16 protein-coding genes are annotated in these 15,277 nt (G+C 72.6%); 4 read left to right on the top strand and 12 right to left on the bottom strand.

Annotated elements, in window-relative coordinates; translation table 11 throughout:
* Nucleotides 1-34 precede the first annotated feature (34 nt).
* Entirely contained in the window at nt 35-493 is a 459-nt protein-coding gene (locus tag AB0G14_RS19405; RefSeq protein ID WP_357464482.1) for an Lrp/AsnC family transcriptional regulator, read from the bottom strand.
* A gap of 269 nt (nt 494-762) precedes the next feature.
* Here AB0G14_RS19405 and AB0G14_RS19400 point away from each other — a divergent pair, with 269 nt between their 5' ends.
* On the top strand, nt 763-1,029 hold the full coding sequence (locus AB0G14_RS19400) for a BldC family transcriptional regulator (RefSeq protein ID WP_089002465.1): 267 nt from the start codon (nt 763-765) through the stop codon (nt 1,027-1,029).
* Between the two features lie 66 nt (nt 1,030-1,095).
* On the opposite strand, the gene AB0G14_RS19395 is transcribed toward AB0G14_RS19400, so the two are convergent.
* Nucleotides 1,096-1,725, bottom strand: coding sequence for a UbiX family flavin prenyltransferase (locus AB0G14_RS19395; protein WP_357699178.1), 630 nt, complete (start codon nt 1,723-1,725; stop codon nt 1,096-1,098).
* A 193-nt stretch (nt 1,726-1,918) separates the two neighbouring features.
* Between AB0G14_RS19395 and AB0G14_RS19390 the strand changes: the two genes are divergently transcribed.
* Nucleotides 1,919-2,902 carry a terpene synthase gene (locus tag AB0G14_RS19390; protein ID WP_357699176.1) on the top strand — a complete coding sequence of 328 codons (984 nt, stop codon included), beginning with the start codon at nt 1,919-1,921 and terminating at the stop codon, nt 2,900-2,902.
* Between the two features lie 80 nt (nt 2,903-2,982).
* Here AB0G14_RS19390 and mqnP read toward each other — a convergent pair whose 3' ends face one another.
* The 3 genes from mqnP to AB0G14_RS19375 all read right to left on the bottom strand — a co-directional run bounded on the left by mqnP (nt 2,983) and on the right by AB0G14_RS19375 (nt 6,246).
* The gene (mqnP, locus tag AB0G14_RS19385; RefSeq protein ID WP_357699174.1) at nt 2,983-3,957 is read right to left on the bottom strand and encodes a menaquinone biosynthesis prenyltransferase MqnP; all 975 of its coding nucleotides are present in this window, start codon (nt 3,955-3,957) and stop codon (nt 2,983-2,985) included.
* On the bottom strand, nt 3,957-5,417 hold the full coding sequence (locus tag AB0G14_RS19380; protein WP_357699172.1) for a menaquinone biosynthesis decarboxylase: 1,461 nt from the start codon (nt 5,415-5,417) through the stop codon (nt 3,957-3,959). Before AB0G14_RS19380 ends, mqnP begins: the two co-directional genes overlap by 1 nt.
* Nucleotides 5,418-5,691: 274 nt before the next feature.
* The gene (locus AB0G14_RS19375) at nt 5,692-6,246 is read right to left on the bottom strand and encodes a carboxymuconolactone decarboxylase family protein (RefSeq protein WP_357699170.1); all 555 of its coding nucleotides are present in this window, start codon (nt 6,244-6,246) and stop codon (nt 5,692-5,694) included.
* Between the two features lie 117 nt (nt 6,247-6,363).
* Here AB0G14_RS19375 and AB0G14_RS19370 point away from each other — a divergent pair, with 117 nt between their 5' ends.
* The gene (locus tag AB0G14_RS19370) at nt 6,364-6,837 is read left to right on the top strand and encodes a MarR family transcriptional regulator (protein ID WP_357699168.1); all 474 of its coding nucleotides are present in this window, start codon (nt 6,364-6,366) and stop codon (nt 6,835-6,837) included.
* Between the two features lie 77 nt (nt 6,838-6,914).
* Here the strand turns inward: AB0G14_RS19370 and AB0G14_RS19365 are convergent, their stop codons facing one another.
* The 7 genes from AB0G14_RS19365 to hemL form a co-directional block, all read right to left on the bottom strand.
* On the bottom strand, nt 6,915-8,402 hold the full coding sequence (locus AB0G14_RS19365) for an ATP-binding protein (protein WP_357699166.1): 1,488 nt from the start codon (nt 8,400-8,402) through the stop codon (nt 6,915-6,917).
* A gap of 61 nt (nt 8,403-8,463) precedes the next feature.
* Nucleotides 8,464-9,441 carry a c-type cytochrome biogenesis protein CcsB gene (gene ccsB / locus AB0G14_RS19360; RefSeq protein WP_357699164.1) on the bottom strand — a complete coding sequence of 326 codons (978 nt, stop codon included), beginning with the start codon at nt 9,439-9,441 and terminating at the stop codon, nt 8,464-8,466.
* On the bottom strand, nt 9,441-11,096 hold the full coding sequence (locus tag AB0G14_RS19355; RefSeq protein ID WP_357699162.1) for a cytochrome c biogenesis protein ResB: 1,656 nt from the start codon (nt 11,094-11,096) through the stop codon (nt 9,441-9,443). The genes ccsB and AB0G14_RS19355 overlap by 1 nt, the downstream gene beginning before the upstream one ends.
* A complete protein-coding gene (locus AB0G14_RS19350) occupies nt 11,096-11,923 on the bottom strand; it encodes a cytochrome c biogenesis protein CcdA (protein WP_357699160.1) in 828 nt (275 codons plus the stop codon). Before AB0G14_RS19350 ends, AB0G14_RS19355 begins: the two co-directional genes overlap by 1 nt.
* The gene (locus tag AB0G14_RS19345; protein WP_357699158.1) at nt 11,923-12,501 is read right to left on the bottom strand and encodes a TlpA disulfide reductase family protein; all 579 of its coding nucleotides are present in this window, start codon (nt 12,499-12,501) and stop codon (nt 11,923-11,925) included. The genes AB0G14_RS19350 and AB0G14_RS19345 overlap by 1 nt, the downstream gene beginning before the upstream one ends.
* Nucleotides 12,501-13,148, bottom strand: a complete 648-nt coding sequence (locus AB0G14_RS19340) for a histidine phosphatase family protein (protein ID WP_357699156.1) — start codon at nt 13,146-13,148, stop codon at nt 12,501-12,503. Before AB0G14_RS19340 ends, AB0G14_RS19345 begins: the two co-directional genes overlap by 1 nt.
* Nucleotides 13,149-13,274: 126 nt before the next feature.
* Nucleotides 13,275-14,612 (bottom strand): glutamate-1-semialdehyde 2,1-aminomutase, encoded by a 1,338-nt coding sequence (gene hemL / locus AB0G14_RS19335; RefSeq protein WP_357699154.1) that lies wholly within the window; start codon nt 14,610-14,612, stop codon nt 13,275-13,277.
* 196 nt (nt 14,613-14,808) lie between these two features.
* On the opposite strand from hemL, the gene AB0G14_RS19330 reads away from it, so the two are divergent.
* Nucleotides 14,809-15,144, top strand: a complete 336-nt coding sequence (locus AB0G14_RS19330) for an STAS domain-containing protein (protein ID WP_357699152.1) — start codon at nt 14,809-14,811, stop codon at nt 15,142-15,144.
* Nucleotides 15,145-15,277: the final 133 nt, after the last annotated feature.

The raw sequence follows: 15,277 nt of genomic DNA, 5'->3' as shown, positions 1-15,277 counted from the left end.
CCCGGTGGACCAGGCGTGCCCCGCGCCGCGGCGGTCAGGTGGTGGGCGCCACCGGGGGCTGCGGGCGGTTCTCCCACTTCGTGGAGAGGGCGATGCCGGTCCGGGTGGAGGCGACGCCGGGGGTCCGGTTCAGCCGCACGATCAGCCGCTCCAGCTCCGCGATGGTGCCGACCCTGGCCTTGAGCAGGAACGACTCGACGCCGGCCATGAAGTAGCAGGATTCGATCTCGGGCATCTGCCGGAACGCCTCGAGCACGTCGTCGGTGTCGGCGCCCGAGTCCTCGATGATCCCGATGAGCGCGGTGACGGCGAGGCCGATCGACTCGGGCTCCACCTCCGCCCGGTACGCCCGGATCACGCCGCCGGACTCCAGCTTGCCGACCCGTTCGTGCACGGCCGGGGCGGAGAGGCCCACCTGCCGGGCCAGCTCGGCGTAGGACAGGCGGGCGTTGCCGCGCAGCAGTTCCACGAGGCTCAGGTCGATGGCGTCCACGGACTGTAGACCCTAGCGGTCCGGGCGTAACGTCGGGCATTCGGAGCGCGTTGAACATGACAGGGTGTAGTCGTTCGCAAACTCGCAGTCAAGGGAGTCGTCCGCAGGTAATATTTCCTAACTTCCCACTCAGTGCGTTTTTCGCGTTTGGCGGACAGGCCAGGTCGCTGGTGCTGTAATTGCCATACGTCCCTCATGACGGCTCTGGGCTCGCACCGGCCGGGGGCAGTGTGTTCAGCCGGGGGCTTCGTCGACGCGAGGAGGGGGCTGTGGACACTGGAGATCGCCTGCTGACACCGGGTGAAGTTGCCGCACTGTTTCGGGTTGACCCGAAGACTGTGACGCGATGGGCGGCGGCGGGCCGGATAGGCAGCATCCGGACTCCAGGCGGGCACCGCCGGTTTCGGGAATCCGAGGTGCGGGCCCTGCTTGAGGGTGAGGGCATGTTGGACGAGGCGGAGGACGTCGGCAAACCGCGCAACGCGGGCCCGGCCGCCTCGACCGGCCCGGGCCCGGCCAACGCGGGAATGTACTGACCGGTGCGGATCGGCGCGCGGACCGGACACCGATTCCGGTCCGCGGCCCTGTGAACCCGGCCGGGCTCAGTCCCGCGCCGCACCCAACTCACCAGACCAGCGGCGGAACAGGTCGTGCGGTACGCCGAGGGCGTCCAGCACCTTGCCGGCGACGAAGTCGACGAGCTGCTGGGCGGAGGCCGCCGCCCCCGCACCGTAGAAGCCGGGGCTGGCCGGCAGCACCACCGCCCCGGCGTCGTGCAGGGCGATCAGGTGCTCCAGGTGGCTGCGGGTCACCGGCGTCTCCCGGGGCACCACCACCACCGGCCGGCGCTCCTTGAGGTTCACCTCGGCGGCGCGCTGGAGCAGGTCCTTGGAGAGCCCGATGGCGATGCCGGCGCAGGCCGCCGTACTCGCCGGGACCACCGCCATCCCGCGTACCGGGTAGGAGCCGCTGCTCGGGCCGGCCGCCAGGTCGCCGGCGGGCCAGTGCCGCACGTCGGCGCCCGCGAGGTCCCGGCCCAGCCAGGTGGCCAGGTCCTCCGCCCAGTGCGCGTCCCGGAACGGGCGGCCGGTCTCGTCCAGGACCGTCAGCCGGGCGGCCCGGGAGACGATCAGGTCCACCGGCTCCCCGGCGTCGATCAGCGCCCGCACGACGGCCGCCGCGTACGGCGTTCCGGACGCCCCGGAGACCCCGACCACCCATGGTTCCCGCATGCCACCAGCCTGCCTGGTCGCTCGCCGGCACCGTCGGGCACCCCCGGACCGGCGCCCGCCCGGGATGCCCGCCTGCGGGGTGGTTTGTCCCCGACGAGCGCGATGTCGGCCGGGATCGCGGGCATCCCGGCGACCTGACATGCTGCCGGGACGATTCGCGCCGGACGCAGATCGCATGCGGGAGGAATCGGTGATGACCGACGAGATCCTCTGGTCGCTACGGTCGGAGTGCCCCATCCCGCCCCGGCTCTCGCCGCACGCCGACCGGGTGCAGGGCTGGCTGACCGACGACCTGCTGCCGGGCCTCGGCCTGCCGGCCGACGACGGGACACCGCAACGGCTGGCCCACGCCGGCGTCGCCCGGTACGCCGGCCGCCTCTATCCGGACGCCACGGAGCCCGACCTGCGCGTGCTGGCCGCGCTGTTCACCTGGTTCTTCCTGGTCGACGACGCGTGCGACGGGCCGGGCCGGCTCGGCACGGACGAGATCCGGGCGCTGGGCGCCGGCACGCTGACCCTGCTGCGTGAGGGCCCCCGGATCCGGCACGCCGGACTCACCGGGCCGCTGCGGCGGCTGCTGGTGCGCGCGTGGCGGGAGCCGCGCCGCCGGATGCCGGCCCGCTGGCGGCTGCGCTTCGCCGAGGCAGTCGCCGACCACCTCGACGGCACGTGGCGGGAGGCGGTCAACAAGTCGGCCGGACGCCACCCCGGCGTCGACGAGTACGTCGAGCTGCGACGCGCCACCTCCGCCACGTACGTGTCGTACCCGCTGGTGGAGTTCGTCACCGGGCGTCCGCTGCCCGACGCGGTGCACCACCACCCGCTGCTGCGCCAGGTCGCCGCCACCGGAAACGACCTGGTCTCCTGGTACAACGACCTGGCCTCGCTGGAGCGCGACCGGGCCACCTCGGGCGGGCACAACCTGGTGCTGGCGACCGCCGCCGAGCACGGGGTGCCGGTGGAGACCGCGGTCGCGCTGACCGCCGAGCGCTGGCGGGCGTCGATGCGGCGCTTCGTCGAGCTGCGGGCGGCGGTGCCGTCGTTCGGGCCGGCGCTGGACGAGGCGGTCACCGACCACCTCGACGGGGTGGCGAACGCCGTCCGGGCGACCGTCGACTGGACGCTGGAGAGCGATCGCTACCCGGGCTCCCGCCCCGAGCCCGCCCCCCGCCGCTGACCCTCGCCGCCCTGCGCCGACCACACCCCGGCGCCGCCCTCCGGCGCGCCCGTCCACGAGGGGCGCTGCGGCCGGCGCGGTCAGGGGCGCAGGTCGAGGCGGATCACCAGGTCGAGCAGGGCGAAGACGAACAGCGCGATGCCGACGAAGCCGTTGGCGGTGAAGAAGGCCCGATTGACCTTGCTCAGGTCGGTCGGGGTGACGACCACGTGCTGGTAGCCGAACGCGAGCGCGGTCAGCGCCAGCCCGATCCACCAGGGCCAGCCGAAGCCGACCAGCGCGCCGAACCAGATGAAGAGCGCGAAGGTCACCACGTGCGCCGCGGTCGAGGCGTGCAGGGCGAAGCGCCGGCCGTACCGGGCGGGCACGCTGTGCACCCCGATCTCCCGGTCGATCTCGGAGTCCTGGCAGGCGTAGATGAGGTCGAAGCCGCCGATCCAGAGCCCGACGGCCGCGCCGAGCAGCCAGGCGGGCCACGAGCCGTCGAGGGTGCCGGTGACCCCCAGCCACGCGCCGACCGGGCCCACCGCCTGGGCGACCCCCAGGATGGCGTGCGGCCAGTTGGTGAACCGCTTGCCGTACGGGTAGACCACCAGCGGCACCACGGCGAGCGGCGCGAGCACCAGACAGAGCGGGTTGAGCAGGGCGGCGGCGGCGAGGAAGACCACGAGCGCGACCGCCGCGCCGGTCCAGGCCGTCCGCACACTGACCGCCCCGGTGACCAGCTCCCGGGAGGCGGTACGCGGGTTCCGCGCGTCGATCCGCCGGTCCAGGATCCGGTTGGCTGCCATGGCGAACGTCCGCGCGTCCACCATCGCCACGGTGATCAGGAGCAGGTCCCCCCACCGCACCCGCCCCCCGTGAACCTGCATGGCGGTCAACGCCGACAGGTACGCGAACGGCAGTGCGAACACGGAGTGCTCGATCGCCACGAGGTCGAGGAAGGCCCGCACCTTCCCCCGCGATCTTGCACTTGCCGCCCCGGCAGAGGCGGAGGAACCGGGCGAATCGGGGGCCGAAACTGCAAGATCGCGGGGGTCAGGGCTGGCGGCCATCAGATGCCGTACTCCTTCCAGCGCTTGTCGACCAGGGAGACGACCTCGGGGGCCATCGTCATCTCCTCCGGCCAGCCCCGGGTGTAGCCCTCGGCGGGCAGCTTGCGGGTCGCGTCGACGCCCGCCTTGCCGCCCCAGAACTGCTGGTACGACGAGTGGTCCAGGTGGTCCACCGGGCCCTCGGTGAGCAGCAGGTCGCGGGCGTAGTCGACGTTGCCGAAGGCGCGGAACGCCACCTCGTTGTAGTCGTGCACGTCGCAGTCCTCGTCGACGATCACGATGAGCTTGGTCAGCGACATCAGGTGCGCGCCCCAGATCGCGTTCATCACCTTCTGGGCGTGCTTCGGGTAGCGCTTACGGATCGACACGATCGCGCAGTTGTGGAAGACCCCGGCGGCCGGCAGGTCGTAGTCGACGATGTCCGGGATCAGCAGCTTCAGCAGCGGCTGGAAGATCCGCTCGGTGGCCTTGCCCAGGCCGTGGTCCTCCTGCGGCGGCTTCGAGGTCACGATCGAGTGGTAGACCGGCTCGCGCTGCATCGTCATCGCCTCGACGTGCAGCACCGGGAACGGCTCGACGGGGGTGTAGTAGCCGGTGTGGTCGCCGAACGGGCCCTCGGGCAGCCGCTCACCGGGCTCCAGGTAGCCCTCCAGCACCACCTGGGCGTGCGCCGGCACCTGCAACGGCACGGTCAGGCAGTCGACCATCTCCACCCGCTCGCCGCGCAGGAAGCCCGCGAACAGGTATTCGTCGATGTCGCCGGGCAGCGGCGCGGAGGCCGCGTACGAGATCACCGGGTCGCAGCCGATCGCGATCGCGACGGGCAGGCGCTGGCCGAGCCGCTCGGCGACCGCGTGGTGGGCGGTGGAGTCCTTGTGGATCTGCCAGTGCATGCCGAGGGTGTTGCGGCTGTGCTGCTGGAGCCGGTAGAGGCCGAGGTTGCGCTTGCCGGTCTCGGGGTGCTTGGTGTGGGTCAGCCCGAAGTTGTGGAAGATCCCGCCGTCGCCGGGCCACACCTGGAGGCCGGGCAGCCGGTTCAGGTCGACGTCGTCGCCGCGGTAGACCACCTGCTGGCAGGGGGCGGTCTTCACCTTCCGGGGCGGCACCGACTTGAGCTGCATGACCTTGCCGAGGCCCTCCCGGATGCCGGACCAGCCGACCGGCAGCTCCGGCTTGGCCAGCGCGCCGATCCGGGCGCCGATCTCGTCCAGCGACTCGACGCCGAGCGCCATCGCCATCCGCTTCTCGGTGGCGAAGAGGTTGATCGCCACCGGCATCTCGCCCCGGGCCGGCCGCTCGAAGAGCAACGCGGGGCCGTCCGCGCGGACCGTCCGGGTGACGATCTCGCTGATCTCCAGGGTGGGATCGACGGGGACGCTCACCCGCCGCAGCTCGCCCGCGCGCTCCAACGCCGCGAGGAAGTCCTTGAGATCGGTGTACGGGAAGCCACGAGCCGCCATGCCTGCCAGTCTCCCGCACCGGCACCCCGGCCACCCCAGCCGGGTCGGGTGATGTCGACTGCCCCGTGTGCGTTCCGCCACACCGACCACCCGGCGGGGACGGATCCGTCGGTGCCGGGCGGCAGCATGCGTGGTCGGTGCAGGAGCGTGAAGGGGAGCCGGCATGCCGCGTCGCAGGTCCGCAGCGTTGAACGTCGAGCAGCCCGGCCTGTTCGACGCGCTGGTCGGCGAATGGCTCGACCGGGTCGCCGCCGAACGCTGACCGGGCGTTCCGTCAGCCGGCGGGCTGCCAGGCGTACGCGGCCACGGGTGGGTCGAGCGGCGCGCCGGTGAGCCGGTTGGCGAAGGTGGAGATGGTGTACGTCCCCACGCCGAGCACCACGTCCAGGGCGTGTCGGGGCTGGTAGCCGGCCGCCAGGAAGGCGCGGGTCCCCTCCTCGGGCACCGCGCCCCGGTGGTCGAGCACCGCGAGGGTGAAGCGCCGCAGCGCCTCCAGCCGGTCGTCGGGCAGCGGCGTGCCGGCGCGCAGCGCCTCGATCAGCCCGGGCGCGGCGCCGTGCCGGGTCAGCGTGGCGGTGTGCATGGCCACGCAGAGGTGGCACTCGTTGCGGGTGGCGACGGTCAGCACGACCACCTCCCGCTCGACCGGGTCGAGCGCGCAGCCCTCGAAGATGCCGTTGACGGTGAGGAACCCCTTGAGCAGTTCCGGGGACTCGGCCATGAGGCCGACCGCGGCGGGCAGGTGGCCGAGCTTGTGGCGTACCGCCTCGATGGTCGGGCGCGCGGCGGCGGGGGCGGTCTCGGGGGTGTGGGGCGTGAAGACGGGCACGGGGTGACCTTTCGTCGGGAGCAACAGGCGTCGCCGGGCGCGGCAGGGCGGAACGGCACCGGCGGTGACGTACGATCGTCAACGTGGTTGTCCAAATGGTAAACGTGGTTGTCGAACATGGCAACTGACCCCGATCGACCCGGCTTCCTGCTGCCCCTGCTGCTGCTCGCCGGCTTCCGTACGCTCATCGACGACCTGCACGCGGAGCTGGCCCGGCAGGGGCACCCGGAGCTGCGCCCACTGCACGGCTTCGTGCTCCAGGCTGTCGGCGGCGAGGGCACCACCGCCACCGAGCTGGGCCAGCGGCTCGGCATCTCCAAGCAGGCGGCCGGCAAGACGGTCGACCGACTCGTCGCGCTCGGCTACCTGGAACGCGCCGACGACCCGCGCGACGCCCGGCGCAAGCTGGTCCGGATGACCCCGCGCGGCCTGGACGGCCTGCGCCGCTCGGCGGTGGTCTTCGACCAGCTCCGGCAGCGGTGGGCCGACACCCTCGGCCCGGAACGGGTCGCCGCGATGGAGGACGACCTGCGGGCGGTCGCCCCGGCCAACCTGTTCCGCCTCGACGTGCCCGGCTGGTTCGGCGGCTGACCCGACCGGTCACCGGCGAGAAGCGACCACCGACGCCGGCCCGGCGTCGACCCGCCGGCCCGCTCGTCGAGCGACCGTCAGTCGCCGGCGTAGAGCCGGGCCGGATCGACCAGGATCACATCCGACCGGCGCTGGGCGATATGGCACAGGTCGTCGGTGAAACCCGCACCGCTGGCCAGCAGCAACCGACTGTCGGAGGCGTCGAAATGGGGACGCGCGCGGAGCAGTTCGCGGCCCCGTTCCAGTCGGTCCAGGTCAGGCCGGCCCAGCACACGACCCCACTTGACCTCACCGATGGCGAGCAGGGGGCGTGGGCCGTCGCCGAGCGGCGGCTCCCCCAGCGCGACCAGGTCCAACTCGTGGCTGGTCCGGCTGGACGGATCGGTGAGGACCGCCGCGCTTGCGTCGGCGACGACACCTCCGAACGTCTCCGGAGCGGCGAACCGCATCGCCCACTGTCGGATGGTCTCCTCGAAGCCGGGCCCGAGGACGGCGCTGGTGTACCGGCGCTGGGAGCGGCGCCAGACGTCCGGACCCCGTCGCTGCTCAAGGGCGGTCCAGGCCGGTCGCATGACCGCCTGGTAGAAGTTGATCAACGGCTCGGCTATCCGGTAACGGCTCCGGCCACTGCGCAGCGGGTCCGGGTCGCGGAGCAGCAGCCCGGCGTCCTCCAGCACGGTGAGGGGGTGCTGCAGATCAGTCGCCTTACGTCCGATGAAGCCGGCGATGCCGCCACGGGTGGCGTTGCCCTCGGCCACGGCTGCGAGCACCGAGTGATAGAGGGCGACGTCCCGCAGGTCCGGGTCTTCCGCAAGGAGGTAACGCGCTTCCCGGAAGAGCGGCCGGGCCGGATTCAACACGGCGCGGGCCACCCAGTCGTCGAAGTCGTCCGGACCGTCGGGGACATCATCCTGGACGTACTCCCGTCGGTAGGCAGGCGTACCGCCGACGATGGCGAACACCCGGGCGGCCAGCGACGGCTCGGTGATCCCCCAGAACGCCGCAGCGGCTCGATAGTCCAGCGGGGCGACGGGGAGTTCCAGCCCGGCCCGACCGCGCAGTGGCGCCGAACCGGCCAGCAGCCCACCCATGAACGAGAGCGCCGACCCGCACAGCAGCAGTCGGGTCCGCGACCCGGTGCGTTCGGGACGGCCGGGGGTCAACGCGTGCTGAAGGATGGACGGCAGGTCGCGGCTGGACCGGGCCAGGTAGGGAAACTCGTCGAGAACCACCGTCACCGGCCGGTCCCGCCCCAGCGCCAGCAGGGCATCGACGGCGCTTGGCCAGTCAGCCAGGTGCACCGGGCCGGGAGCGCCGGTGTGCCGCCCGAGCGCCTCGCCGAGTCGCCGCAGCGACTCGACAGGAGTCGCCTCGGTGGCGCCGAAGTAGAAACCGTCGGTGGCCCTGGCCAGTTCGTAGAGGAGCAGGGTCTTGCCCTGTCGACGGCGCCCACTGACCACCCCGAGGGTGGCTCCCGGCCGTGCGTCGGTGGCGAACCGGGCCAACTCGGCCCATTCGATGTCGCGGTCGAAGATGTCCGCCGGCTTGACGAGCCCCACCAGCACCCCAGATTGTAGAACTACAGTTCTTAGAAGTGTAGTTCTACAAACTGCGGCGGTGGAGGAATCAGTCGAGGCCGCCGTAGGAGTGCAGGCCCTCGAAGAAGATGTTCACCCCGAACAGGTTCATCAGCATGGTGAGGAAGCCGACCACGGCCAGCCAGGTGGCCACGTTCCGCTTCACGCTCGGGGTGGCCCGGGCGTGCAGGTAGCCGGCGTAGATCACCCAGGAGATGAACGACCAGGTCTCCTTCGGGTCCCAGCCCCACGGCCGGCCCCAGGCCGCCTCGGCCCAGATCGCCCCGGCGATCACCGCGAAGGTGAAGATCGGAAACGCGAAGGCGTGCAGCACGAAGGTCAGCCGCTCCAGGGCGGCCGCCGCCGGCACCCGCTTCGCCAGGGTGTACGGGAAGCTCCGCCTGCCCTGCTCGTAGCCGGAGCGCATCAGGAACGCCACCGCGGGGACCGCGCCGAGCAGGAGGATGCCGGAGGCGAAGATGACCGTCGAGACGTGGATGACGAACCAGTACGAGTTGAGCGCCGGCACCAGCGGCACGATCGGCACGTAGAGCACCAGCTCGGCGGTCGCCAGCAGCAGCACCATCACCAGGGTGAGGAACAGCCCCAGGCGACGCAGCATCGGCAGCTTCCAGAGCACCACCAGCCAGGCGGTGGCGCCGATCCACGAGACCGTGAGCACGAACTCGTACATGTTGCCCCAGGGCATCCGGTCGGCGGCGACACCACGGGCGACCAGTGCCCCGAGGTGCAGCAGCGCGCCGAGCGCGGTGAGGCCCACCGCGATCCGGCCGGCCAGCCGGGCCCGGTGCGCGGTGCGCTCGGCGGCGGTCGGGCCGCTCGCCACCGGCTCGGGCGGGACGCTGCCGCCGCCGGCCGCGCCGACGCCGGCCCCGACCAGTTCGCGGGCGGGCGCCGCGACGCGGGCGCGGGCGTTGCCGAGCGCGTACTCGACGGCGTGGCTGATCATCGCGACCAGGTACGCCAGGATCGCGAACGACACCAGCTGGTCGGAGAGTGCGGACATCACTCGGCTCCTTCTCGCGATCCGGCCCGCTCGTCGCCGGCGCGATCGACACCGGCCCGCCCACCCGGCCCCCCGTCACCGCTGACCGCGGCGACGAGCTGCGCGAACTCGTCGGCGAACCCTGGATGGTCGGTGCGCGGCAGGCCACCGGCCTCGACCAAACTACTACCGCCCGTCGGAGATCCACCCGCGGGGTCGGTCGGCAGCACCCGGAAGAAGACCCGGCGGCGCCGGCCGAACAGCGAGCCCATCAGCCCGACCAGCAGCACCCCGGAGCTGACCAGCAGCAGCGTGGAGCCCGGGTCGTACCGGACCGACAGGGTGATGTACGGCAGGCTGTCCAGGAACTCGACCGTGCTGCCGTCGTCCAGCGTCCAGGTCTCGCCCTTGCGGAGCAGCTTCGTGCCGACCTCCTTCACCTTGCCGGCCCGCACCTGCCGCTGGTCCAGCTCGTAGATCGAGCCGGGGATGCCCGCGTCCAGCCCCAGGTTGCCCCGGTAGGCGACGAGGTTCAGCGCCGGGTTGCGCTCGGTCGGGTACTCGGAGCGCGCGAACGGCGCCGAAGCCGGCGCGGTCGGCAGGTAGAGACCCGAGAAGGCCATCTGGAGGTTCGGGTCCCGGTTGCCGGTGGCCGGGTCGACGTTGGCGTCCGGGAAGGCCGCCAGCCCCTCGCTGGTCAGCCCGATGTCGCCGGTGGTCAGGAACGGCACGGCGCTGGTCTGGCTGCGGCCGAACCGGTCGGTGTAGCGGATCACCGGGGCGTAGCCGTGGCCGAGCAGGTAGACGTTCGCGCCGTCGAGGCGCAGCGGGGAGTTGACCGAGAACTCCGCCTGCCGCGGCTCGCCGCCGTCCTCGTCGACGGTCACCTTGGCGTTGAAGGACTCCGGCTGGCCGGTCTCCAGGAACCGGGCCTCGAAGTCGTCGAGCTGGACGCAGAAGTCGGCCAGGTCCTCACTGCCGACGCGGGGGCCGATCTTGCTCTCGGCGTACTGCTGGCGGGTGTTGCAGAACGCGTTGTCCTTGCCGGCGACCAGCAGCTTGTTGCCGCTCCAGCCGTACCAGGAGCCGAGCGCGACGCCGACCAGCACGACCACCATCGTGGTGTGGAAGAGCAGGTTGCCGGTCTCCTTGAGGTAGCCCTTCTCGGCGGAGACCTCGTCGCCACGGACCACCACGCGCCAGCGCCGTCGGCGCAGCGCCTCGGCGATCGCCGCCGCGCCGCCCTCGGGGGCGGGCAGCACCGCGTGCTGCGGCAGCCGGTCCAGCCGCTTCGGGGCGGCCGGCGGCTTCGACCGCAGCGCCCGGACGTGGTCGCGCAGCCGGGGGGTGATGCAGCCGATCAGCGAGGTGAACAGCAGCAGGTAGATCGCGGAGAACCAGACCGAGCCGAACGCCTCGAAGGCGCCGATCCGGTCCAGCACCGGGGCCAGGTCGGGGTGCGCGGTGAAGTAGTCCCGCACGTCCTCCGGGTTGACCCCGCGCTGCGGCAGCACCGAGCCGGGGATGGCGGCGATCGCGAGCAGGAACAGCAGCACCAGCGCCGTACGCATGCTGGTGAGCTGCCGCCACGAGTTGCGCAGCAGGGCCAGCAGCCGGTTGGGGCGACGCCGGGGCGCCTCGGCCGGCGTCGCCGGCCGCTCGTCCACGACGGTCATCAGATGCTCACCTCGCCCACCCCGACGGTGGTCTGCAACCAGATCACGAAATTCGTCCACCCGCCGGTGACCAGCGCGAGGCCGATCAGGATCAGCAGGGCGCCGCCGACCCGGGTGATCCAGCGGCTGTGGCGCCGGACGGCGCGGAAGACCCCGAGCAGGCGCTGGAAGCCCAACCCGAAGACGACGAAGGGTATCCCCAGCCCCAGGCAGTACGCCACGGCCAGCACCACGGCGCGGTCGGTCTGCCCCTCGACGGCGGCCATGCCGAGCACCGCGCCGAGCGTCGGGCCGACGCAGGGCACCCAGCTGAGCGCGAAGACCGCGCCGAACACCGGAGCGCCGAGCAGCCCGGCGGCGGGCAGCCGGTGGATCCGGAACTCCCGCTGCAGCCCGGGGACCACCCCGACGTAGCTCAGGCCGAGCACGACGATCAGCGCGCCGATGACGATCTCCAGCGTGCGCTCGTACTCGAAGAAGACCCGGCCGACGCCGGCGAAGAGGATCGCGGTGGCGGTGAAGACGACGGTGAAGCCGGCGATGAACAGCAGCGTGCCGGCCAGCACCCGGCCCTTCACGGCGGCGGCGGCCGGCGCGGTGCGCTCCCGCACCGCCACCCCGCCACCACCCGTGGGCTCCGTGGGCGACGGCGCGGGCCGCCGGCCCTCCAGATCCGCCCCGGCGAGGCCGGTGACGTACGACAGGTAGCCCGGCACCAGCGGGAGCACGCACGGGGAGAGGAAGCTGACCAGGCCGGCGAGCGCGGCCGCGCCGATGGCGAGCAGCAGCGGACCGGACTGGGCGAGTTCCCGGAACGTCTCGCCCATCAGCGGGAACCGTTGGGGGCGGGCTGCTCGGCCGCGATCCGCTCGACGATGGGCTGGAGGCCCTCCTGCCTCACGGCCGCGCGGATGACGGCGGCGATCCGGCCGTCCCGGTCGAGCACGATGGTGGCCGGGATGGTGTTCGGCGGGATGTCCAGGGCGAGCGCGACCCGGCTGGGCGGATCGAACAGGCTCGGGTAGGTCACCCCGAACCGCTCCTCGAAGGCGATCGCCTTGTCCCGGCTGTCCTGGATGTTGACGCCCAGGAAGGTAACCCCGGAGCCCTTGGTGGCCTGGTAGGTGTTCTCCAGGTCGTCCGCCTCGGCCCGGCACGGGTTGCACCACGAGCCCCAGAAGTTGACCACGACGACCTGGCCGCGGTCCTTCGCCGCGTCGTAGCTGCCGCCGGTGAGCAGCTCGCCGGAGATCTTCGGGGCCGCGGAGCGCTCGTCGGGCGCGCACTCGATGACGCCCTCGGAGTTGGTGCCGCAGGCGTCCTCCTGACTCTTCGAGGAGCAGCCGGCCAGTGCCACCGTCGTGACGGCGGCGAGCAGACCCGCGGTCCACCTCCGGGCGTTCATCAGGCCCCCTTGGCCGTCCGGGCGGTCGTCGACATCGCGATCAGGTGCGCGGCCGGCTCGGAGTAACCGATGCCGACCACCTTGGCGCCGTCGAAGTGGAAGGAGGTGAGGCTGGCCAGCCCGCACTGACGCCGGCGCGGGTCGTGCCAGAGCCGCTTGCGCTCGACGTGGCGGCGCAGCGTCCAGATGGGGAGCTGGTGCGAGACGAGCACGGCCTCGCGCCCCTCGGCGGCCACCCGGGCGGCGTGCAGGGCGGCGAACATCCGCTCCGCGATCGCGCGGTAGGCCTCGCCCCAGGACGGGGTGACCGGGTCCCGCAGCACCCACCAGTTGCGCGGGTCGCGGAACGAGCCGTCGCCGGGCGAGACCTTCTTGCCCTCGAACCAGTTGGCGCTCTCGATGAGCCGCTCGTCCACGCCGACCGGCAGCCCGAACTGCGCGGCGATCGGCTCCGCCGTCTGCTGGGCGCGCTCCAGCGGGCTGGCCACCACGTGCACGACCTCCCGCTCGGCGAGCCCCTGCGCGGCGGCCTTGGCCATCTGCACGCCGAGCTCGGAGAGCCGGAAGCCGGGCAGCCGGCCGTAGAGGATGCCCTCCGGGTTGTGCACCTCGCCGTGCCGCAGCACGTGGACCACCGTCTTGCTCACCGCTACGCCCCCTTCGTTCGCGACTGCGGGGCTCGCAAACCCGGCTCACTCCTCGCGCTCACCGCTACGCCCCCTTCGTTCGCGACTGCGGGGCTCGCAGACCCGGCTCACTCCTCGCGCTCACCGCTACCCCCCGTGACCCGCCGCTGCCGCCGCGTTGGCCGCCACCGGCAGGGCGGCGGCGATCTGCTCCAGAGCGGCGTCGTCCAGCGCCGCCGACACGAACCACGCCTCGAACGCGCTTGGCGGCAGGTAGACGCCGCCGGCGAGCATCGCGTGGAAGAACGCCTTGAAGGCCGGCACCTGCTGGGTGCGGGCGCTGTCGTAGTCGACCACGTCGGCGTCGGTGAAGAAGATCGAGAACATGTTGCCCGCGTACGACAGCCGGTGCGGCACCCCGGCGGCGGCGAGCGCGTCGGCGGCGAGCTTGCTCACGACGGCGGCCGCCTCGTCGAGCCGGCGGTAGAGCGCGTCGTCGGCCAGCCGCAGGGTGGCCAGGCCGGCGGCGCAGGCGAGGGGGTTACCGGAGAGCGTGCCGGCCTGGTACACGGGCCCGGCGGGGGCCAGTCGCTCCATGATCTCCGCGCGCCCGCCGAACGCTGCGGCCGGCAGCCCACCCCCCATGACCTTGCCGTACGTCCACAGGTCGGCGTCGGAGGCGTCGAGGCCGTGCCACCCGGCGCGGGACACCCGGAACCCGGTCATCACCTCGTCGACGATGAGCAGCGCGCTGTGCGCGTGCGCGATCCGGGCGAGCTGCTGGTTGAACCCGTCGCGCGGGGCGACCACGCCCATGTTGCCGGCGGCGGCCTCGGTGATGATCGCGGCGATGTGCTGGCCCTCGGCGGCGAACGCCTGCTCCACGGCGGCGACGTCGTTGTACGGCAGCACGATCGTGTCGCCCGCCGCCGCGCCGGTCACGCCGGGCGAGTCGGGCAGGCCGAGGGTGGCCACGCCCGAACCGGCGGCGGCCAGCAGCGCGTCGGAGTGCCCGTGGTAGCAGCCGGCGAACTTGACGATCCGGGGGCGGCCGGTGAAGCCCCGGGCCAGCCGGATCGCCGACATGGTGGCCTCGGTGCCGGAGTTGACCAGCCGGACCTGCTCGACCGGGGTGCGGTCGACGATCTCGGCGGCCAGCTCGACCTCGCCCGGGGTGGGGGTGCCGAAGCTGGTGCCCCTCGCGGCGGCGGCCCGGATCGCGTCCACCACCTCGGGGTGCGCGTGGCCGAGGATCAGCGGGCCCCAGGAGGAGACCAGGTCGACGTAGCGCCGGTCGTCGGCGTCGTAGAGCCAGGGCCCCTCCCCCCGGACCATGAAGCGCGGGGTGCCGCCGACGGCACGGAAGGCGCGCACGGGGGAGTTCACCCCGCCGGGCACGATGGCCTTGGCGCGGTCGAACAGGGCCTCGGAGGCCGGCGCGTCGGCCGGGTAACGGCCGGATCCGGCGGGAAACATATCGGTCACGATGCCGCCATTGTGTCAGCGCCGGGCGGCGAATCGGCAGGCACCCCGCACCGGGGTTACCCGGCTCACCCGCCCCGGCCTCCCGAGCGGTCTCGCCGCGCCCTTCCAGGGCTCCGGGTCGGCGGTGCTCCCGCTCGACGGGTGCGGCACCCCGGCTCGACAGGCCGGGTCGCCGGGATCGCGCTAGGCTGACCCGGTGGATCGTGCCGAACTGTCCATCACGCTACACCGGACGGGCGACGAAGCTGTGCTGCGCCTGGCCGGTGAGATCGACATGCTCACGGCCACCCAGCTGTCGACCGTCATCAACGAGGTGCTCGCCGATCCGCCGCCGCGGATCGTGCTCGACCTCGGCGGCGTCACCTTCTGCGACTCGCAGGGCCTGGGCACCCTCGTCGTGCTCAGCCGGAAGGCCAGCCACGCGCAGAGCCTCCTGATGCTGACGAACGTCGGCGACTTCCTGCTCCGCGTCCTGGACATCACCGGCCTCCGCAGCGCCCTGATGATCCGCAACGACCAGACCACGGCCTGACCCACTCCCCCCACCCCTCGCCCCGGCCCCGGCCCGGCGATCTTGCACTTTCGGCCCTTAGATTGTCCGCTTTTGCGCTCTTTGCCCGTGCAGGAAGTGCAAGATCGACGCGGGGCCGGGGGTGCGGGCGGGG

This window comes from Micromonospora sp. NPDC023814, assembly GCF_040639595.1.
Classification (GTDB): domain Bacteria; phylum Actinomycetota; class Actinomycetes; order Mycobacteriales; family Micromonosporaceae; genus Micromonospora.
This window is presented reverse-complemented; position numbering and strand designations above follow the sequence as displayed.